18 protein-coding genes are annotated in these 19591 nt (G+C 67.0%); 6 read left to right on the forward strand and 12 right to left on the reverse strand.

Annotation, left to right across the window (positions count from 1 at the left end):
• Positions 1–47: 47 nt before the first annotated feature.
• Positions 48–3167 carry a discoidin domain-containing protein gene (locus AC5P5V_RS11240; RefSeq protein ID WP_231352689.1) on the reverse strand — a complete coding sequence of 1040 codons (3120 nt, stop codon included), beginning with the start codon at positions 3165–3167 and terminating at the stop codon, positions 48–50.
• A gap of 225 nt (positions 3168–3392) precedes the next feature.
• On the opposite strand from AC5P5V_RS11240, the gene AC5P5V_RS11245 reads away from it, so the two are divergent.
• Complete coding sequence (locus tag AC5P5V_RS11245; RefSeq protein ID WP_134967985.1) at positions 3393–3689, forward strand: hypothetical protein; 297 nt, start codon at positions 3393–3395, stop codon at positions 3687–3689.
• Between the two features lie 83 nt (positions 3690–3772).
• On the opposite strand, the gene AC5P5V_RS11250 is transcribed toward AC5P5V_RS11245, so the two are convergent.
• Positions 3773–4849, reverse strand: coding sequence for an MBL fold metallo-hydrolase (locus AC5P5V_RS11250; protein ID WP_134967984.1), 1077 nt, complete (start codon positions 4847–4849; stop codon positions 3773–3775).
• A gap of 103 nt (positions 4850–4952) precedes the next feature.
• Between AC5P5V_RS11250 and AC5P5V_RS11255 the strand changes: the two genes are divergently transcribed.
• The gene (locus AC5P5V_RS11255; RefSeq protein WP_088497299.1) at positions 4953–5564 is read left to right on the forward strand and encodes a TetR/AcrR family transcriptional regulator; all 612 of its coding nucleotides are present in this window, start codon (positions 4953–4955) and stop codon (positions 5562–5564) included.
• Here AC5P5V_RS11255 and AC5P5V_RS11260 read toward each other — a convergent pair.
• Positions 5561–7507 carry an EAL domain-containing protein gene (locus tag AC5P5V_RS11260; protein WP_134967983.1) on the reverse strand — a complete coding sequence of 649 codons (1947 nt, stop codon included), beginning with the start codon at positions 7505–7507 and terminating at the stop codon, positions 5561–5563. The genes AC5P5V_RS11255 and AC5P5V_RS11260 overlap by 4 nt on opposite strands.
• A gap of 96 nt (positions 7508–7603) precedes the next feature.
• A complete protein-coding gene (locus AC5P5V_RS11265) occupies positions 7604–8320 on the reverse strand; it encodes an SDR family NAD(P)-dependent oxidoreductase (RefSeq protein WP_134967982.1) in 717 nt (238 codons plus the stop codon).
• Positions 8321–8598: 278 nt separating this feature from the next.
• Between AC5P5V_RS11265 and AC5P5V_RS11270 the strand changes: the two genes are divergently transcribed.
• Entirely contained in the window at positions 8599–9402 is an 804-nt protein-coding gene (locus tag AC5P5V_RS11270) for an APH(3')-II family aminoglycoside O-phosphotransferase (protein WP_134967981.1), read from the forward strand.
• On the opposite strand, the gene AC5P5V_RS11275 is transcribed toward AC5P5V_RS11270, so the two are convergent.
• Entirely contained in the window at positions 9375–9800 is a 426-nt protein-coding gene (locus AC5P5V_RS11275; protein WP_134967980.1) for a DoxX family protein, read from the reverse strand. The two genes, AC5P5V_RS11270 and AC5P5V_RS11275, sit on opposite strands and share 28 nt — an antisense overlap.
• Before the next feature lie 144 nt (positions 9801–9944).
• Here AC5P5V_RS11275 and AC5P5V_RS11280 point away from each other — a divergent pair, with 144 nt between their 5' ends.
• From AC5P5V_RS11280 to AC5P5V_RS11290, 3 genes are all read left to right on the forward strand, one after another.
• Positions 9945–10535, forward strand: a complete 591-nt coding sequence (locus AC5P5V_RS11280) for a TetR/AcrR family transcriptional regulator (protein WP_134967979.1) — start codon at positions 9945–9947, stop codon at positions 10533–10535.
• The gene (locus tag AC5P5V_RS11285; RefSeq protein WP_134967978.1) at positions 10532–11566 is read left to right on the forward strand and encodes a heparan-alpha-glucosaminide N-acetyltransferase domain-containing protein; all 1035 of its coding nucleotides are present in this window, start codon (positions 10532–10534) and stop codon (positions 11564–11566) included. The genes AC5P5V_RS11280 and AC5P5V_RS11285 overlap by 4 nt, the downstream gene beginning before the upstream one ends.
• 99 nt (positions 11567–11665) lie before the next feature.
• Entirely contained in the window at positions 11666–12670 is a 1005-nt protein-coding gene (locus AC5P5V_RS11290; RefSeq protein WP_061477860.1) for an aminoglycoside phosphotransferase family protein, read from the forward strand.
• A 118-nt stretch (positions 12671–12788) separates the two neighbouring features.
• Here AC5P5V_RS11290 and AC5P5V_RS11295 read toward each other — a convergent pair whose 3' ends face one another.
• The 7 genes from AC5P5V_RS11295 to amaB form a co-directional block, all read right to left on the reverse strand.
• The gene (locus AC5P5V_RS11295; protein ID WP_005416295.1) at positions 12789–13676 is read right to left on the reverse strand and encodes a DMT family transporter; all 888 of its coding nucleotides are present in this window, start codon (positions 13674–13676) and stop codon (positions 12789–12791) included.
• Positions 13677–13705: 29 nt separating this feature from the next.
• Positions 13706–14767 carry a UDP-N-acetylmuramate dehydrogenase gene (gene murB, locus AC5P5V_RS11300; RefSeq protein WP_005416296.1) on the reverse strand — a complete coding sequence of 354 codons (1062 nt, stop codon included), beginning with the start codon at positions 14765–14767 and terminating at the stop codon, positions 13706–13708.
• Positions 14768–14775: 8 nt separating this feature from the next.
• Positions 14776–15831, reverse strand: coding sequence for a quinone-dependent dihydroorotate dehydrogenase (locus tag AC5P5V_RS11305; protein ID WP_134967977.1), 1056 nt, complete (start codon positions 15829–15831; stop codon positions 14776–14778).
• 8 nt (positions 15832–15839) lie between these two features.
• Positions 15840–16610 (reverse strand): class I SAM-dependent methyltransferase, encoded by a 771-nt coding sequence (locus tag AC5P5V_RS11310; RefSeq protein ID WP_134967976.1) that lies wholly within the window; start codon positions 16608–16610, stop codon positions 15840–15842.
• A 4-nt stretch (positions 16611–16614) separates the two neighbouring features.
• Positions 16615–16899, reverse strand: a complete 285-nt coding sequence (locus AC5P5V_RS11315) for a DUF4190 domain-containing protein (protein ID WP_005413144.1) — start codon at positions 16897–16899, stop codon at positions 16615–16617.
• Between the two features lie 160 nt (positions 16900–17059).
• The gene (locus tag AC5P5V_RS11320; protein ID WP_134967975.1) at positions 17060–17899 is read right to left on the reverse strand and encodes an SDR family NAD(P)-dependent oxidoreductase; all 840 of its coding nucleotides are present in this window, start codon (positions 17897–17899) and stop codon (positions 17060–17062) included.
• Positions 17899–19431: an L-piperidine-6-carboxylate dehydrogenase gene (gene amaB, locus AC5P5V_RS11325; protein WP_134967974.1), complete on the reverse strand. Its 1533-nt coding sequence runs from the start codon at positions 19429–19431 to the stop codon at positions 17899–17901. Before amaB ends, AC5P5V_RS11320 begins: the two co-directional genes overlap by 1 nt.
• Between the last annotated feature and the right edge of the window lie 160 nt (positions 19432–19591).

Here is a 19591-nt window from a genome sequence, read left to right on the forward strand (position 1 = left end):
CCCGGCGCTACCGCTGCTTCTGTAGAGCCGAGCCATGCTCGGCTGCTCTACCAACGCGCCTCCAGCGTTCTGAATGGTCTTGCCAGGCGCATGCCCTCCGCATCGAACGCGGTAACGTCGCGCCCATCCACACGCACGGTCTTCGGCGTCGTCCGCGCCGGCCACCAGACCTTCACCGCCGTCCCACTGCGCAGGCCCTCGCCCAGCGTGATCGATAGCGTGCCGTCGCGTTGCCGTGCCTGCATCTGCAACGTGCCATACGCGGTGGGCAGGCCTTCCACCGCCAATCCATCGCCCGCCACCCACGAAGGCGGTGTGCCCGGTAGCAATGACAACGCATCATCGTCCTCGCGCATCAGCATGCCGAACAGCGTGCGGCCGTATTCGGCACCGATCCAGGTGTGCGGCATGTCGCCCAGGTAGCGAGGAAAGCGCAGGCGTGAGTGCACGACCTCGGCCAGCACCTGCCACTGAAGCGGGCGCCGGTCTTGCAGCAGCCCCTGCAGCAGCTCATCGGCGACCTGCGGCTGGCCCAGGTGCACATAGCTCAGCACGTTGCGGATCTCGTACGGGGTGTACGCATACAGCGCACCGGGCTGGCTGCGCTTGCGCACATCGTCCAGATAGCGCGCGAAGGTGGTCCGCAGCGCCTCGGCGGGCAACACGCTCTGTGCGCCGGTCGGGTCCAGTGCGATCGAAACGCCGGTGGGATCGCCATCGCCCAGGTCGGCCGAGGAGGGAATGAAGTCGATGCCCTTCCACGCCATCGTCGCCCGGATCGAGGCATGCAGTGCGTCGTAGAGCAGCTTGTATTGTTCGCGCGCCCAGGCTGCGGTCTGGTGGTCGCCGAGCGATTCGGCCAGCCAGGCGCCGTCGTGCCAGCCCTTCAGGCCCCAGTAGTCATCCCAATAGCTGTGGGTGGGCGAGGGGTAGCCCTCATGGCTGATCGACGGCGCAAGAATGCCCGCGAACCGTTCCGGCGAAGGCTGGTCAGCCTTGTAACCGGGCACCAGCGTACGTTCGCGCAGTTCCTGCAGGAAGCGCAGCGCTGCTTTCACTTTCGGCAGATAGCCACGCACCGACTCGGGGCCGCCGTCCAGGCGCGCGACATCGGCCACCAGCGCGACGTACTGGCCCTGACTGTCGTACTCGATGTCCGATCCAAAGCCGGTGTTGACGCTGCCATCGTCGTTGAGGATCGGCGAGACCAGGCCGTTGGCATGCACGCCGTGTTCGCTGTACCAGGCCAGGTAATCGCGCGCGACACGCGCTTCGCCCATGCGCAGCAGCACCGCCGAGGTGGCCATGCCGTCGCGGATGAAGGAGCGGTTGTAGTTGCGCGGGCCGGGCTGCATGGCTGGACCGGTCTGGTTGATCAGCATGTAGGCGGCCTGCGCGCGCAGCATGTCCACCAGCGACGGATCGGGCAGGCGCAGGCCGACCTGGCCCAGCCGTGCCTGCCAGTCCGCAGACGCCTGCGTGGCCAGTGAATCAAACGCCGCATTGGCATCGCGGGGCAGCGTGGCCAGATCCAGCGCAGGCGCTTCGGGCAGCACGCCATTGGCATCGGCGGCGGCGGTGCCCAACGGGAACGCGACCACGATGGCATCACTGGTTCCCGGCGCCAACGAGACGCGGTAGTTCAATGCAGCCGAGGCAAGCCCCTGGTCATCACGCGCCTGTTGCGTGGAAGGCAGCTGGCCGGCAGCGAGGGTCGCGGTGATCTCCGTTGCGCCATCCTTGCCGAATGGCGCCGCGCCCGACGCAGCCACCGGCGTGAGCGACTGCAGCAGCGTGCGCCCATTGATACGCAGGGCCTGCCCGTCGATGGTCACCTCGCGGATCGGGGACAGCCCGCCGTTCTGCCATGGCGGATTCATCTGCATCGGGCGCACGACCAGGCTGAGCGTGCCTTCGATCTTCGTGCTTCCCGTGTTCTGCAGGCGATGCCGCAGGAAGGTCACCGGCTGGCCATCGCGCTCGATGGCGAATACTTCACTGCGCAGCTGCAGGCCGGGTTGCGGTGACCAGGTGGCGGAGGGCATCGGCTTCCAGCCGTCGCGCAGGGCATGCTGCATGGCCTGCCCGGCGGCGCCGGCGGTTTGGCCATCGGCATTGCGCCAGATGGGCTGCACCAGCGGTGCGCCCTTGAAGGCTTCCAGGTTGCCGTACTCATCGAAGATCGACTTCTGTCGTCCTGCATGCACACCCACGGCCGTCCAGTAGGTCTGCTGCATCTGCAGCGAGGCCGGGAACAATGCGCGCTGGGCGCCGCTGGCGACGATCTGATACTGCTTCATCGGCGTCATCACGGCTTTCGGACCGAGCAGGCGCAGGCGTGCGATCTGCGGCGCAGCGCCGTCCACGCTCAGGCGGAAAGCACGCAATGGTTGTGCTGCAGTGGCGGCCAGCCAGCTTTGCCGGTGACTGGCCGCCTGTGCATCGTGTGCGAGGTCCTGCCAACGGCCCTGTGCATCCTGCGCCTGTAGTCGGGCGGCGCCTCGTGCGCCATCGGCCCAGTCGACCACCAGGCCAGCCGTTGATTGGGCCTGCGGCAGCGTGATCTCGAGCGCATGGGCGCCTGGCTTCCCGACGGGAATCGCGACGGCAGCGCCGCCCAGCCACAGCGCCGCTGCCTGCGTTGCATCGATACCGCTGATGCGTGCGCCGAGCGTGCTGTCCAGCGGCTCCATCTCGAAGATCGACACGCCCCAATCGGAAGTGCGCTGCGGGCTGGCCAGCCGCAGGTAGCGCGCCTGGCGCGGCGCGAAGTACAGCGTTTCCACGTCGCCCAGCGAATCGGCCATCGTGTACGCGGTCTGCCACTGCCTGCCGTCCAGTGAGGTCTGCAGCGAATAGCCTTCCGGATTGGAGACATCCCAGGTGAGGCGCGCGCCGGCCAGCGTTGCAGGCGTGCCGAGATCGATCTGGAACCAGTGGCCCGGACTGAATGCACCGCCGGTAACGGTCTTCGGGTTGCCGTCGATCAGGTGGCTGATCGCCATCGCCGGCACCTGCTGGGAGGAACTGCTGGCCTGCCATTGGCTGCGCGGGGGAAGGGGCTGTGCCTGTGCGCTGGAGGCCAGGGCGGCCAACAGCAGGGTGGCGGCAGCTCGCCATGGAATGGCTGAGCGGGAGAGCTTGGGGCGTTCGGCGCGCAATGTCATTACGTACAGCCTCGCAGGTTCTGCCGGTATCGGGCGAGCGCTACGCTAGCAAGGGATGTAATCGGTTACATGACGCGCTGCAATAGGTTGCGGATGATCCCCGGTCGCCTCCTTCGTGGGCTTGAGTCACGATTCATCGATGGGACTGACGCATGTGGCTCTGGACGCCTGCCGGCTAGGTCATACGCTGATTGATAGCGACCTCAGGTCTGAAATGGATTGATGATGGAATTCAGCTTCACGCTGATGTATCGGGTGCCCGATACCGGAGAAGATCTCAGTGCATTTGAGCGATGTCTTGCAGAGTCGGGATGTGACGATGCATTGCTGGGCAGCGGTTTGCCGGGCATCTTGGCGTTGCGATTCTGGCGAGAGGGAACGGCCGCAAACGATGTCGTGCGTGACACATGCGCGCAGGTCCAGAAGGCGCTCCCGGAAGCCGAGTTGATAGCGGTGCATTTTGATGTCAGCAATGCTGCCAGCGTCTCTACCTGCAGTTTCGCCAGAGCTGAGCCTGCTTGACTTCCACTGAACACGTTTCAGAAGCAGCCGAGCATGGCTCGGCTCTACAGGGCCTTGGGATACATGACGCCCCGTCACGCCGGTTACAACTCCACCGTCTCCCACCAGCGCGTACCCGCCTGCGGTGCCTGCATGTCCAGCGCTTCGCCCATCATCGGCGTGGCCACCGGTACATTTTTTGCGGCCGCCAATGCGGTGATGCGCTCGAACGGCTGCTGCCATGCATGCAGGGCAAGATCGAAGGTGCCGTTGTGGATCGGCAGCAGCCACTTGCCGCGCAGGTCCAGGTGCGCCTGCAGCGTCTGTTCCGGTTGCATGTGCACGAATGCCCAGCGCGGATCATAGGCGCCGGTCTCGATCATGGTCAGGTCGAACGGACCGTATTTCTCGCCGATGGCCTTGAAGCCGTCGAAGTAGCCGGTGTCGCCGCTGAAGAAAATGCGGAAGTCACCGTCCTGGATCACCCACGACGCCCAAAGGCTGCGGTCGCTGTCACCCAGCCCGCGGCCGGAGAAGTGCTGGCCCGGGGTCGCGGTCAGGCGCAGGCCGTTGGCTTCGGTGGATTGCCACCAGTCCAGCTGCTCGACCTTGCGCGCATCCACCCCCCACGCGACCAGCTGGTCGCCGACGCCGAGCGGTGCAATGAAGCGCGCGGTCTTGCCGGCCAGCTGCATGACCGCGGCATGGTCCAGGTGGTCATAGTGGTTGTGCGAGAGGATCACACCGGCGATCGGCGGCAGCGCGTCGATGCTGATCGGCGGTGCATGGAAGCGTGCCGGCCCCATCCACTGCACCGGCGAGGCCCGCTCGGAGAACACCGGATCGGTCAGCCAGTACTGGCCACGCAGCTTCAGCAGGATCGTGGAGTGCCCCAGCCGGAACAGGCTGCGATCCGGTGCGGCGTCCAGCGTGGCGCGGTCCAGCGGCTTCACCGGAATCGGGTGCGCGGGCACGGTGCCCTTGGGCTTGTTGAACAGGAACGTCCACCAGATCTCCGCGCCGTCGCGCAGGCCCATCGCCGGACGGGGCAGGGCATTGCGGAACTTGCCATCACGGTACTGCGGCGAATCGGGGAAGTCGGGAAGGGACCAGGACTTGCAGAAGGTGTAGGCGGTCACGGCGAGGATTCCGAGCAGGAGGACAAGGAGCAGGCGCTTCATGGGTGACGTCCGCTGAGTACACTGCACAGTGTAGTTTCGTGTTTTTCAAAAGTACACTGTCGAGTGTAAAATGGAGGCATCCGTTCAGTTATCCGGTTCCGCCATGTCCCGTGCCCCGCAACGCCTGACCGACCGCAAACGTGACGCCATCGTGCGCGCGGCGGTGGAGGAGTTCCGTGCATCGGGCTACGAGGCGACCAGCATGGACCGCATCGCCGAGGCGGCGGGGGTCTCCAAGCGCACCGTCTACAACCATTTCCCGAGCAAGGAAGCACTGTTCTCGATGATCCTGGAGGAGCTGTGGGAGCGCAGCGTGGCCAGCGACGCACTGCCATACCGCGCCGACCAGCCGCTGCAGACGCAGTTGCTGCAGTTGCTGGGCCAGAAGCTGGACCTGCTCAGCGATGGGAATTTCATCGATCTGGCGCGGGTCGCGATGGCCGAGATCATCCATTCACCGGAGCGCGCGCAGGCCATCGTCTGCCGCATGGGCGAGAAGGAAAGCGGCGAGAGTGCCTGGATCCGCGCAGCAATTGCCGATGGCCGCCTGCGCGAGGTGGATCCGGACTTTGCCGGCGCCCAGTTGCATGGGCTGGTGAAGAGCTTCGCGTTCTGGCCGCAGGTCACGATGGGGCAGCCACCGTTGACCGCGCAGGAACGTGCGCGCGTGGCCGAATCGGCGGTGGCGATGTTCCTGGGGTTCTACGCGGTCTAGCCGGCTGCGAAGCGACGGAACTCGTCGGCCGGCAGCGCCGCCGAGTACAGGTAGCCCTGGCCGACATCCACCCCGAGTGCGCGCAGCTTCTGTTCCTGGGCCAGGGTCTCGGTACCCTCGGCCACCACGATCGCGCCGCAGCGGTGCGCGACCTCGACGATGAAGCGCACGATCGACTGCGACTTGGCGTCGGACAGCGTGGCGATCAGCGCCTGCTCGATCTTGACCTCGGCGATGGCCAGCTGCGAAAGCAGGATCAGGGTTGAATAGCCGGCGCCGAAATCATCCAGCGACAGGGTGACCCCGGCTGCCAGCAGCTGTGCGAAGTTGGCATCGACCACGTCGCGCTCGACGATTTCGGTCCATTCGACGATCTCCAGGCGCAGCATCGCACCGGGGATGTCATGCAGCTGCAGCAACTCCTGCAGGCGCAGGCCGAAGTCGGGCAGGCGCAGCGATTCGGCTGAAACATTGACTGCAATGGTCAGCGCCGCGCCGTCCCGCCGGCAGTGCTGCAGGAAGTGCACCGCCGACCGCAGCGTGGCCCATTCCAGGTCTGCCAGCCGCCCCTGCCGGCGCAGCAGCGAGATCACCCGCATCGGGGCAATCGGCCGGCCTTCGCCGTCGCGCATGCGCAGCAGTGCTTCGGCGCCGACCAGTTGGCGGTCCTGCAGGCGATGCTTGGGCTGGTAGCACAGCGGCGCATTGCCCTGCTGCAGCCAGTGCTCAAGGGCAACCTCGATCAGGGCGTCGATCTCGCTGTCGCGCTGGATCGGGTCATCGAAAAACACCACGCCCGACTCGATCGCGCTCAGTGCCACGGTGATGGCGCGGAACGGAAGATGTCCTTCGTCGGCATCAGCAGGGGGCTTCAATTCAACCACTGCGCAGCGGAACAGCGGCCGGAAGCCCGGCCAATCGCGGCCGACCCGATCAGCCAGGTTGCTGGCCAGCTCGGTGATCGGCGGTTGCGTGCGCAGTGTGGACAAGGTCAGGCCGCGCACCAGGATCGCCAGCGCGGCATCACCGAACTGGTAGATCTCCAGCTGCGCAGCCGGCAGCGAGGGCAGCAACCGATGCACCTCTTCGGTGCTGTCGCGCTGCCACAGGCCGTTGTCCTGCAACGGCCCGTAGCGCAGGCGCAGATCGCGCAGGTTGCCCATCTCGGCCACGATCAGGCAGGCCTTGCCGGTGCCGTCGTTATCCCGCCAGTACTGCTGCAGGCGTTCACCGAGCGCACGCATGTTGGGCAGCCCGCTGATCGGATCGATGCGCAGCCAGGCCTGTTCGCGCTGGCGTTGCGCATCGATCTGGGCATCGTTGTAGACCAGCGCGAATACGGCGCCGAGCACGAGCAGCGAGACCGGCAGTGCCAGCACGCGCTGGATCGCCAGCTCGGCCACCGGCAGTTGATCGGCGCCAATGATCGCCACACCCAGCGCCAAACCCAGAGCGGTTACCCCGATGCGCACGGACCATGCCTGCAGGATCATGCGCGGCGAGAGCTCGTTGAGCATGCGCGGGTACAGGTGCCTGCGCAGCCAGACGCCCGCCACCATCTGCAACACGGCCTCGAGGCTGGCAGGCAGGAAGAACGGGATACCGACGAACTGGTAGCGGGCCAGCAGGGCGGCAGCCAGGCAGGCCAGGCCGCCGCGCCAGCCGCCCAGCAGGCCACTGACCAGCAGGATGTCGAAGCCCAGGTGCAGTTTGACGACACCCTGGGAATAACGGGCCACGAACCAGGAATTGAACAGGTAGATCAGGCCCAGCGCTACGCCGATATACAGGCGACGGCCTTCTATGGCGTGCCCGGCGCGACGGGTGGCGATCAGCAGCACGCCGATCATGCCGATCACTGCCGTGGCCTGCAGCAGATACAGCGGCAGGCTGGGCAGGGCGCTGTCCAGGACCTGGGCCGAGACCCGTGAAAGCGCATCCATAGCAGGTTCCCGCCTGTGACCGACGGCCAGTGACCAGCAGGGTAAACCACGACCGCGCGCGCGGCCACTGAGGGTGCTCTGCGGCGGCCGGCAAGGTCAGTAGCGCGGGTCGGCGATGGCGGGCAGCACCAGTTCGCGCACGAAGCCGGAGGATGACAGCTGCAACAGGGCGCTTACCATGGCCACGACATCGTGGACCGGCACCTGCTCACCGTCGCCGCGCGCTGCGGCCTCGGCCACCGGCACCGACAAGGCGTCATCGGTGTTGAGGTAGCCCAACTGCAGGCTGGTCACCGCCAGCCGGCGATCGCGGAAGCCCTCGCGCAGCGCATCGGCGATGCCGTTGAGGGCGAACTTCGAGGCGCCGAACGCCACTTCCGGGCGGCCGCTGCGAGGCAGGGCCGAGGTCGAACCGGTCAGCACCAGCTGCGGGCGCGCTGCGCTCAGTACGCGGGGCAGCAGGCGTTGCAGCAGTACAAGGGTCGCGGTGATGTTGACGTCGACCAGCTTCGTGAGTGCAGCGTCGCTTTCATCGAGGAAGGCGTACTCGCCGCTGAAGGCCTTGTCTTCCCAGATGCCCAGGTTGTGGATCAGCACATCGATATCGGCCGGTGCCTGCGCTGCGATGTGGTCGGCAGCCACGGTCGGCCGGGACAGGTCTGCTTCGATCCACTGAAGGGTGACGCCGTCAGGGCAGGCGATGCCGCACGGGCGGTTGCGCGAGACGCCAATCACAGTGTCACCCTTGGCACAGAGGCCTTCCACGAACGCGCGTCCCAGGCCTTTGCTGGCGCCGATGACCATTAATTTCATATTGCTTCCTCGTTGTACTGCGGCAGCCACGATCGGCTGCCAGAACGGTGCTCCACTTGGCGAACGCGCGCAGGCCGCCGCGTTCGGCGGTAAGGGTCGAGGCCGTGTCGTCGAACTGGCACCGGTGCCGTGGCAGCAGCCGTCGCTGCTGCATGCGCTGGGACGCAGTGGCCGCCGACGGCCCGGTCAGCTCGCTCAGGCTGCCTCCCGCACGCGGGGCGATGTGCGCCAGCATGAGCGAGAATGCGTAGGGTCACCGGCAACAGGAATCTCCTGGCATGGACGAGCACAACGCCACCCCTGATGGCATGCCGCTGCCGTTGGCGTGGCAGAAGGCGTTGGCGGATGCGCGCATCGAGCGGCAGTCGATGGGTGTTTCGCGGGCCGACGTTGCCCGCGTGCTGCGGCAGGGCCGCCCCGATGCCTTTCTCAAGTCGGAACTGATCGACGCCTTCAGTGAGCTGGGCGATGAGATCGCGCGGCTGCGCTGGTTGCAGGCACAGGGACAACCGGCGCCAACGGTGATTGCCACGGCCGAAGAAACGGGCCGGCGCTGGTTGCTGATGAGCGCGCTGCCTGGCCGCGATCTGGCCTCGTCGCCGGAACTCGCGCCGCAGCAACGGGTGGAGATACTGGCCGACGCGCTGCGCGGGCTGCATGCGTTGCCGGTAGCAGCCTGTCCGTTCGATCAGCGGCTGGCCTCGCGCCTGCCGGCCGCGCAGGCACGGGTCGAGGCGGGGCGCGTGGACGCCGATGACTTCGATGACGAACGCCTGGGACAGAGTCCACAGCAGGTCTTCGCCCAACTGTGCAGCACACGGCCCGATCATGAAGATCTGGTGGTCAGTCATGGCGATGCCTGCCTTCCGAATCTGATGGTGGCCGAGGGGCGTTTCAGCGGGTTCATCGACTGTGGGCGACTGGGCGTGGCCGACCGTTACCAGGACCTGGCGCTGGCCGCGCGCAGCCTGGTCCACAACTTCGGTGATACGCGCTGGGTCACACCGTTGTTCCAACGCTACGGCGCTGTGGCCGACGAGCGCCGGTTGGCTTTCTATCGGCTGCTCGACGAGTTCTTCTGAGCCCGCGCGCGGCTGGCGATGGCCGCGCAGATCAGGCCACCGACCACGCTCAGGTGTTCCAGTGCGAAGAACAGGGCCAGCTGCTGTTCCGTGCCGTGCTTGGTCCAGAAGGCATGCACGATGGCGATGGTCAGCAGCATGAATACCGCCAGCGCGCCGCTGCCCAGCCAGAGCAGGCGATCAAGCAGCAGGCACAGTGAGCCACCCAGCAGCAGCACGGCGCTGGCGAGGTTGAACAGCACAGGCGGTTGCAGCCCGGCCGCCTGCATTTCGGCCACGCTGTTGTCCCACGCCAGCAGCTTGGCCAGACCCGATGACAGGAACACCACCGCCAGCAGCAGTCGGGCCAGGAACCACAGCAGGCGGCTGTCGAGCAGGGCGGTGATCATCCGTGGCATGAAGTCTCTCCGGTTTGGGCTTGGAACGGGCCGCGCAGCATCGGGCCTCAACCGCAGTTGAGGTCAAGGGCCGGCTGAACGGAGCTCGCTGATGAACGGGTTGCCATCTTCAAGTTGGACGAACGTTCGTTCACTATTGGCGCCATGAACCGAGCCGACCGCAACGCGCAACGCATCGAGCAGATCCTGCAGGCCGCCCTGCAGTGCTTCCTCGCCAAGGGATTCCACCAGACCAGCATGCGTGACATCGCGCAGGCGGCCGGCGTCAGCCTGGGCAATCTCTACAACCACTTCCCCGGCAAGGAAGCGATCATCCTTGCAGTGGCCGTGGCCGAAAGCGAGGAACTGGCGCCGTTGCTGCAGCGGCTGGCCGCGGCCGACGGTGATCGCACGCAGGTGCTGGCGTTCCTGCAGGACTTCCACGCACTGTGCAGCCAGCCGGAATGGGCGACGCTCGCCGTCGAAGTGCTGGCCGAGAGCGCACGCAATCGGGCCGTGGCCGAGGCATTTGCGGCCAATCGCAGGCAATTGCAGGCTGTGCTGGCCGAAGCCCTGCAGCAGGTGGCACAGCGTGAACGCCGGCGTCCCGTACTGGCCCCGGCACTGCAGGCGCAGGTGCTGCTGGATGCCATCGAAAGCGATGCGCTGCGCCGGGGGCTGGGCGAAGCCGGTGGCACCGATGAGGCTCCGCTGGACCCTGGCCTGCTCGCGCTGCTGCTCGGTGCACGCGCATGAGCGCGGTTGAGCGGCGATTGCTCGGCGTTGATCTGGCGCGTTACCTGGCCTTGGCCGGCATGGTGCTGGTCAACTTCCGCCTGGCGATGGCCGTGCCGGCAGAGGGTGAGGGTTGGCTGGCCGGCTTCTTCCATCTGCTGGAAGGCAAGGCCTCTGCGACCTTCGTCACCCTGGCCGGACTTGGCCTGGTACTGGCCACGCAGCGCCTTGGCTGGATGCCGGCCAGCGCGCAGACCTGCCGGCGCGCGCTGTTCCTGCTGGTGCTGGGCCTGCTCAACCTGACCCTGTTCCCGGCCGACATCCTGCACTACTACGCGGTGTATTTCGCGCTGGCGGTGCTGTGGCTGCGTGCGTCGCCACGGGTGCTGCTGGCCAGCATCGCCGGCCTCGCGGCCGGGTCGTTCTGGGCACTGCTGCACTGGAATTACAGCCAGGGCTGGAACTGGCAGACGCTGGAATATGCCGGTCTCTGGCAATGGCCGGGTGCCGCGCGCAACCTGTTGTTCAACGGCTTCCATCCCTTGCTGCCCTGGATGTGCTTCTTCCTGCTGGGCATGCTGCTGGCGCACCTGCCGTTGTCACAACCGCGGGTGCAGCGTGCGTTGCTGCTGGTGGGCCTGCTGCTGATCGGCGCAGGCCAGGCCGTGCAGCACCTTGCACAGGGAACGCCCTGGCAGCCGTGGCTGGGAACGCAGCCGATGCCGCCGGGACCGGCCTACGTGTTGACCGGTGCGGGCGCAGCCTGCAGCGCGATTGCCGCATGCCTCTGGGTCAGCCGCCGGTATCCGGGGGATTGGCTGGAACCGCTGGCTGCAGCAGGGCGAATGACCCTGACCCTGTACGTCGGCCACATCCTGCTGGGCATGGGGACGCTGGAATGGTTGGGCCTGCTCGATGGCAGCGCGTCGCTACCGACCGTGCTGCTGTGGGCGCTGTTGTTCCTGATGCTGGCCACGGGCGCAGCGTGGCTGTGGTCGTGGCGGTTCACGCGGGGGCCATTGGAAGCAGTGATGCGACGCGTCGCCGGCTAGCACGTTGGTCGCGCGGGCACGATGTTGTGACGGACATGTCTGTGTCGTGGCGGGCACATCTGCGATAGTTGTCGCAGATAACACTTTCCGCTTGCATCCATGTCATCCGCTTCGGCGCAGCATCTCGGCGAAGTCCTCCAGCAGTCCTATGGCATCACCGCGACCGCTGTGGTGCCACGCCCGGTTGGCGCCGATGCCAACGCCAGCGTGTATCGCATCGATGCACGGCGCGGGCAGTGGTGGTTGAAATGCCGCAGCTACCAGGTGGCCCCAGCCGTCTGGGACACCCTGCATTGGCTGCGCGGCACGCTGGGGATCGAGGAAATCGTTGCGCCCTGGCCGGCGCTGGCCGGCGGGGCATCGGTGCAGCGCTGGGGCCTGCAGTTCACCCTGTTCCCGTATGTGGAAGGCCAGTCCGGTTTCGAGGCGGCATTGAGCCGCACGCAATGGCAACGGTTGGGCGAGGTGCTGCGGCGCCTGCACGAGGCGTGCCCGCCACCGGCGCTGCAGGAAGCGCTGCCGAGCATCCGGATGGAAACCGCGGCACTGGAGACCGTCGGGCAGTGGCTGGCCGGCGAAGGCCTGGCGGCTGCCAAGGATGGGCTGGGCCGTGCCTTCGTCTCCGTCTGGGACCAGCAGCACGCGCGCATCGCGGCGCTGCACGCGCAGGCACTGCAGCTGCACGCGGCGTTGCAGGATGTGCCGGTGCGGCTGCACCTGTGCCACACCGACCTTCATGCCGGCAATCTGCTGATGGGCAATGACGGCGGCCTGCACCTGATCGACTGGGATGGCCTGTCGCTGGCACCGCGCGAGCGCGACCTGATGTTCATCGGTGGCGCTGTCGGCGGGCGCTGGGGCCGCGAGAACCCGGTGGGATTCGAGGAGGGCTATGGCGGTGACCGCGGCGACCCTCGCTGGATCGCCTGGTACCGTCACTGGCGCATCCTGCAGGACCTGATCGAGTTCCAGCAGGTCCTGCTGGGCAGCGATGGAGAGGACCGGTCGCCGCAGCTGCGCCGGCAGTCGCTGCATTTCCTCAGCGAACAGTTCGCCCCGGGCAATGTGTTCGACGCGGCCGAGCGGGTGTATCGCGCGCTGTAGATCCACGCCATGCGTGGATGAACCCTGCGCGCTCAGTCAACGGTGGAGGCGAGAAGAGCAGCCGAGCGTAGGCTCGGCTCTACAGAGGAGTGCAGCGTCATCCACGCGTGGCGCGGATCTACTCGGCGGGCTTCGCCGCTGACGAGGCGGCTGCGCTGGCGGCGCGGCGCGAAAGTACGGCCTCGCGGTGGGCAATGTAGGCGTTGGCGGCGAGGATGATGCCGGCGCCGATGATCGTCCAGCGGTCCACGCTTTCGTTGAACAGCAGCCAGCCGAACAGCGTTACCAGCGGCAGCTGCAGGAAGCTGATCGGGGTCAGCGCCGAGACTTCACCCAGGCGCAGCGCCCGCGTCCACAACAGCTGGCCGATGGTGCCGAGCACGCCGGTGGCCAGCAGCCACAGCCAGGCCATGCCGCTCGGCCAGACCCAGACGAACAGCGCCGGAACCAGCGACAGCGGCACCCAGAACACGTAGGTGTAGAGCACCACGGTATCGGCGCTGTCGACGCGGGTCAGCTGCTTGATCTGGATCGCCACCAGCGAACTGAGCACCGCTGCGGCCACGGCGACCAGGCTGCCCGCGGTGAAGCCGGCGGTACCGGGTCGCACGATCACCAGCACACCGATGAAGCCGACCACGACCGCGGCCCAGCGGCGCACGCGCACGGTTTCACCCAGCCACAGCACGGCGGCAATCGTGACGAACAGCGGCGTGGAGTACGACAGCGACACCGCCTGCGCCAACGGCAGGTGGCCCAGTGCCCAGAACGCGCACAGCATCGAGCCCAGGCCAATCGCACTGCGCACGAAATAGCGCGGCAGCTGTTGCGTCTTCAGCGGAGCACGGCCCGGCCGCAGCAGCATCGGCAGCAACGCCAGCAAGCCGAAGGCATTGCGGAAGAACGCCACTTCCTGGGTTGGCACGTACCGGGTGGCGTAGCGGATCGCGACCGCCATCAGGCCGAATGCCATCGTGCTGCCAAGCATCAGCAGCGCCGCCCGCATCGGGGCGCTTGGGGAAAGGGCGGGGGTGTTCACCACTGAGCGCCGAGCAGGCGGGGCTCCGGTTCGATCGGCACGCCGAACTTCTCCAGCACCGAGGCCGAAATGCGGCGCGCCAGCGCCAGCAGCTCAGCACCGCTGGCATTGCCGTGGTTGACCAGCACCAGCGCGTGGCTTGGCGCCACGCCGGCATCACCTTCGCGGAAGCCCTTCCAGCCGCAGGATTCGATCATCCAGGCAGCGGAGACCTTGCGCTTGTCGTCCTGCTCGGCCGGGAACACCGGCAGGTCGGGGAAATGCTGCAGCAGCACGTCGACCTGTTCCAGCGGCAGTACCGGGTTCTTGAAGAAGCTGCCGGCGTTTCCCAGTACATCCGGGTCGGGCAGCTTGCGGCGGCGGATCGCGATCACGGCATTGGCCACGTCCACTGCGCTCGGCAGCTCCACGCCCTGTGCCTGCAATTCCTCGCGGATGCCGGCGTAGTCCATGCGCAGATCATGCAGCAGTGGCAGCTTCAGTTCGATGGCGGTGATCAGATAGCGATCGGGTTGCTGCTTGAACACGCTGTCGCGGTAGGCGAAGCCACACTGTTCGTTGTCCAGCCGCACCCAGGCCTGCTCCTGGCAGTCCCACGCTTCGACCGCCTGGATGAACTCGCCGACCTGCGCGCCATAGGCACCGATGTTCTGGATCGGCGCGGCACCGGCCGTGCCGGGAATCAGGGCCAGGTTTTCGAGGCCAGACAGGCCTTCCTGCAGCGACCACATCACCAGGCCATGCCACGGCACGCCGGCACCGGCACGGATCACCGCATGGTCGGCGCGGTGTTCAAGGAAACTGATGTCACGGTTGCCGAACACCAGCACGGTGCCGGGCAGGTCCTCGGCGATCAGAACGTTGCTGCCGCTGCCCAGCACCAGCAGCGGGCCGCTGGCCACCTCGGGCAATGCCAGCACGTCCGGCAGCAGCGCGGCATCGTGCAGTTCCAGCAGCTGCGCGGCGCTGGCCTGCACATGGAAGGTATTCAGCGCCTGCAGCGGCGCATTGCGGGTGAGCGTCCAGCGCAGCGGGGCGTTGCCGTCGATGGTATCCATGGGCGCGCTCACAGCGGAGCCACCGCGCCGCGGCTCGGCGCTTCACGGCGGCGACGGATCGCCTCCACGCATTCGGAAACCAGCGCCGGTCCACGGAAGATCAGGCCGCTGTAGCACTGCACCAGTGCGGCACCGGCCGCCATCTTGGCTACCGCATCGGCGCCGGACAGGATGCCGCCGACGCCGACCAGCGGCACCGATTCGGGCAGGCGCGCGCGCAGGCGGCGCAGCACCAGGGTGGACTGCTCCAGCACCGGTGCACCGGACAGGCCGCCAGCCTCATTGGCCAGCGGGTCGCCGGCCACCTTGCTGTGGTCGATGGTGGTGTTGGTGGCGATCACGCCGTCCACCTGCAGTTCGCCCAGCACGCGGGCGGCGGCGTCGATATCGCGTTCGCTGAGGTCCGGCGCCACCTTCACCAGCATCGGCACGCGTCGGCCGTGGCGGGCAGCAAGGTCTTCCTGGCGGTCGCGCAGCTGGCTGACCAGCTGGCGCAGCGCGGTCTCTTCCTGCAGCTCACGCAGGCCGGCGGTGTTGGGCGAGGAGATGTTGACGGTGATGTAATCGGCCAGCGGGTACACCTTGTCCAGGCAGGCGATGTAATCGTCCACGGCCTGTTCGTTGGGGGTGTCCTTGTTCTTGCCGATGTTGATGCCGAGCAGGCCGCGGCGGTTGCGCGCGCGCTCGACGTTGCGCACCAGCGCGTCCACGCCCGCATTGTTGAAGCCCATGCGGTTGATGATCGCGTTGTGTTCCGGCAGGCGGAACAGGCGCGGTTGCGGATTGCCGACCTGCGGGCGCGGGGTGATGGTGCCGATTTCGATGAAGCCAAAGCCGAGCGCGAACAGTGCATCGATGTGCTCGCCGTTCTTGTCCAGGCCGGCGGCCAGGCCGACCGGATTGGGGAAGGTCAGCCCGAACACCGTGCTGGGCATCGGCGCGATGCGTGCGGCCAGCAGCGGCGTGGTGCCGGTGCGATAGGCCAGGTCCAGTGCGGACAGGCCGAGGCCGTGGGCGCGCTCGGCGTCGAGCGAGAACAGGAAGGGGCGGGCAAGCGAATACATGCGTCGGTTCAGTCCAGCGTGCCGAGGAAGGCTCGGGTTCGATATTCAAAAGCGACCTGGCCGTCCACCGCATGGGCGGCGAACAGGTCCTGCAAAGCGTCGATCATCGCCGCGTGGCGAGGATGACCGGATTGGGGTGCGTAGGAGGAGGACAGCAGGCGCCCGCGCAGGGCGTCGAAGTCCAGATGCTGCACGTTCGGCAGCTCCACCCTGCCGCGCAGGCCGGGGCCGAACCAGGCCTGCATGGTGGCATCGTCCTGGTAGCGCTCGGCCACAGCGGTGTAGTCGGTGCCGTAGTCCAGCAGCAACTGTTCGTAGCCGATCAGGAACGGGCTGGCATCGAGCAGGCGCGAGTTCCAGTAGATCAGTGCCTGGCCACCGGGGCGCAGGATGCGCTGCCACTCGGCGCGCACCGCGACGGTGTCGAACCAGTGGAAGGCCTGCGCGACGCTGACCAGATCGATGCTGGCATCGTCCAGTGTGGTGGCCTCGGCGCGGCCGTCCACCGCACGGAACTGCGGGTACTGCGGTGCCAGCCATTCCGCGGCCGCGCCCCGCATGACGGCGTTGGGTTCAACCGCGACTACTGGATGGCCGCTGGCCAGGAACAGGCGACTGGAAATACCGGTGCCGGCGCCGATGTCGGCGACCACGGCCTTGCGGCTGACGCCCATCGGGCCATGCAGCCACTCCAACAGGGCGGGCGGATAATCGGGCCGGTAGCGGACGTAGTCGGCGACGCGGCTGCTGAAGCGTTCAGTGCTGTCGGAGGCGGTCATGGCGTCAGTTCGACACCGCCGCCAGCCATGCCAGGCCGCCGAAGAACAGGATGAAGACCAGGATGGCGGCAAGCACGGCGCCGACCATGACCCAGCCCAGCACCAGGCCGGTAACGGCCAGGCCGTCGCCTTCCAGTTCATGCGGGCGGCGGCGGATCTCGGCGCGGGCCATGTGGCCGGTGATGATGGCGACGATGCTGGCCACGAAGGGCAGGACGGTCCAGCTGGCGATGCCCATGACCAGGCTGACCACGGCCAGGGCGCTTGTCTGTCGGGGTGCCACGCTCATCGGGTCCTCCTTGGCAGTGTGCACATGATAGTGCCTCTGCCCGGGCAATCCCATGGGCAGTGCCCTGTAGAGCCAAGCCCATGCTCGGCTGCCCCCTTGGGCTGATGCGGGATCGACCGCGTCTTGCGTGCAAGCCCAGCATGGGCTCGGCTTTACAAATTCAGCCCATCAACACCTGGCCGCCATCCACGTTGAGCACGCTGCCGGTAACCCAGCGCGCCAGTGGCGAGCACAGGAACAGGGCGGCGTCGGCAATCTCGCGCGGATGGCCGAAGCGGCCGAACGGGATCTTCGCCAGGGTGCCGTGGTACAGCGCTGGATCCTCGATGCGGCGACGGTCCCAGAGCCCGTCATCGAACTCGATCGAGCCCGGTGCGATGGCGTTGACCCGGATCCGGTCCTTGGCCAGCGCCAGCGCCTGCGAGGTGGTGTAGTGCGAAAGCGCGGCCTTGGCAGCGGCGTAGGGCGCGCCGCCGGGACGCGGCTGCTGCGCGGCAATCGACGACAGATTGAGGATGCAGGCATCGCCGGACGCGCGCAGCCAGGGCAGGACCAGGCGCGAGGCGCGCACGGCCGCCATCAGGTCGATCTGCAGGCTGGCGGCCCAGCCCTCCTCATTGTCGGCCATGCCGTAGCCGGTGGCATTGTTGACGAGCACATCGATGCCGCCGAAGGCATCGGCGGCGGCCTGCAGCCAGGCCTGGATCTGGCCGATGTCGGCCAGATCGGTGGAAAACGCATGCAATGGCGTTCCCTGCGCCTGTGCGTCAGCGCACAGGGCCTCCAGGCCGGCCTGGCCGCGCGCGCAGACCGAGACCTGCGCACCGGCACCAGCAAAGGCCAGTGCCATTTCACGACCAATGCCCTTGCTGCCGCCGGCAACGAGCACGCGGCGGCCGCTGAAATCGAGGATCGGAGCCCCTGCGGGGATCCGACCCTGGGCATGGGTCAGATCCCCGGAGGGACTCTGACCCACAGACGTGTCCGCGTCGTTTGCCATCACAGGTCGAACTTGATGCCCTGCGCCAGCGGCAGCGAATCCGAATAGTTGATGGTGTTGGTCTGGCGGCGCATGTAGACCTTCCAGGCATCCGAACCGGACTCGCGGCCACCGCCGGTGTCCTTCTCGCCACCGAAGGCGCCGCCGATCTCCGCACCGGACGTGCCGATGTTGATGTTGGCGATGCCGCAGTCGCTGCCGGCGGCCGACAGGAACTTCTCGGCGGTCTTCAGGTTCTGGGTGAAGATCGAGGACGACAGGCCCTGCGGCACGCCGTTCTGCATGTCGATGGCTTCGTCCAGGGTGTCGTACGGCATCACGTACAGGATCGGTGCGAAGGTCTCGTGCTGGACCACGGCGTCGCTGTTCTTCAGGCCCGTGACGATTGCAGGCAGCACGAAGTTGCCGGCGCGGTCGATGCGGGTGCCGCCGGTCTCGATGGTGCCGCCAGCTGCCTTGGCCTGGGCGATGGCATCGAGGAACTGCTGCACGGCGCCTTCGCTGTTCAGCGGGCCCATCAGGTTGGCGGCATCGGTCGGGTCGCCGATCTTGCCTTCCACCTGCTTGTAGGCCTTGACCAGGGTGGCCAGCACGTCGGCGTAGATCGAGCGGTGCACGATCAGGCGGCGGGTGGTGGTGCAGCGCTGGCCGGCGGTACCCACGGCGCCGAACACGATGCCCGGCACGGCCAGCTTCAGGTCGGCGGTTTCGTCCAGGATGATCGCGTTGTTGCCGCCGAGCTCCAGCAGGCAGCGGCCGAGGCGGCGTGCGACCTTTTCGTTGACGGTGCGGCCGACCTGGGTCGAGCCGGTGAAGCTGATCAGCGGCACGCGGCGGTCATCGACCATCTTTTCCGACAGCACGGTGCCGGCATCGTTGATCAGGAAGAAGATGTCCGGGAAGCCCGCTTCGCGCAGGGCGTCGTTGCAGATCTTCAGCGAGGCGATGGCGGTCAGCGGCGTCTTGTTGGACGGCTTCCAGATGCACACGTCGCCACAGATCGCCGCCAGGAACGAATTCCAGCTCCACACCGCGACCGGGAAGTTGAAGGCCGAGATGATGCCGACCAGGCCCAGCGGATGGTACTGCTCGTACATGCGGTGGCCGGGGCGCTCGGAATGCATGGTGTAGCCGTACAGCATGCGGCTCTGGCCCACGGCGAAATCGGCGATGTCGATCATCTCCTGCACCTCGCCATCGCCTTCCGGCTTGCTCTTGCCCATTTCCAGGGCAACCAGCGAACCCAGAGCGTCCTTGTGCCTGCGCAGTGCTTCACCGCACAGGCGCACGGCTTCACCGCGGCGAGGGGCCGGCGTGGTACGCCAGATCTTGAAGGCTTCCTGGGCGCGGGCGACGACGGTCTCGTACTCGGCCTCGGTGGTGGCGCGGACCTGCGCGATCGGCTCGCCGGTGGTCGGGTTGACCGGGGTGATCAGCTCACCGCTGGTCGCGCTCGACCACTCCCCGTTGCCCAGGTACGTGCCAGCGTTGATCGCGTCCAGGCCAAGGGACTTGAGCAGCTCGGAAGACATGCAGACTCCTGTGTTTCGTTACGTTGTTTGGTGCCATCGCGGGCAGGTGGGGGACGCGATGAACTGAATCGCCGATGGTAGCAGAGCGCCCCGACCGGCCATGGTGCAACGCGCCAGCGGAACCGGGTGGAACATGAATGCTTGGAGGGCAGGGCACGTT

The organism is Stenotrophomonas sp. YJH_SMC_130 (assembly GCF_059369035.1).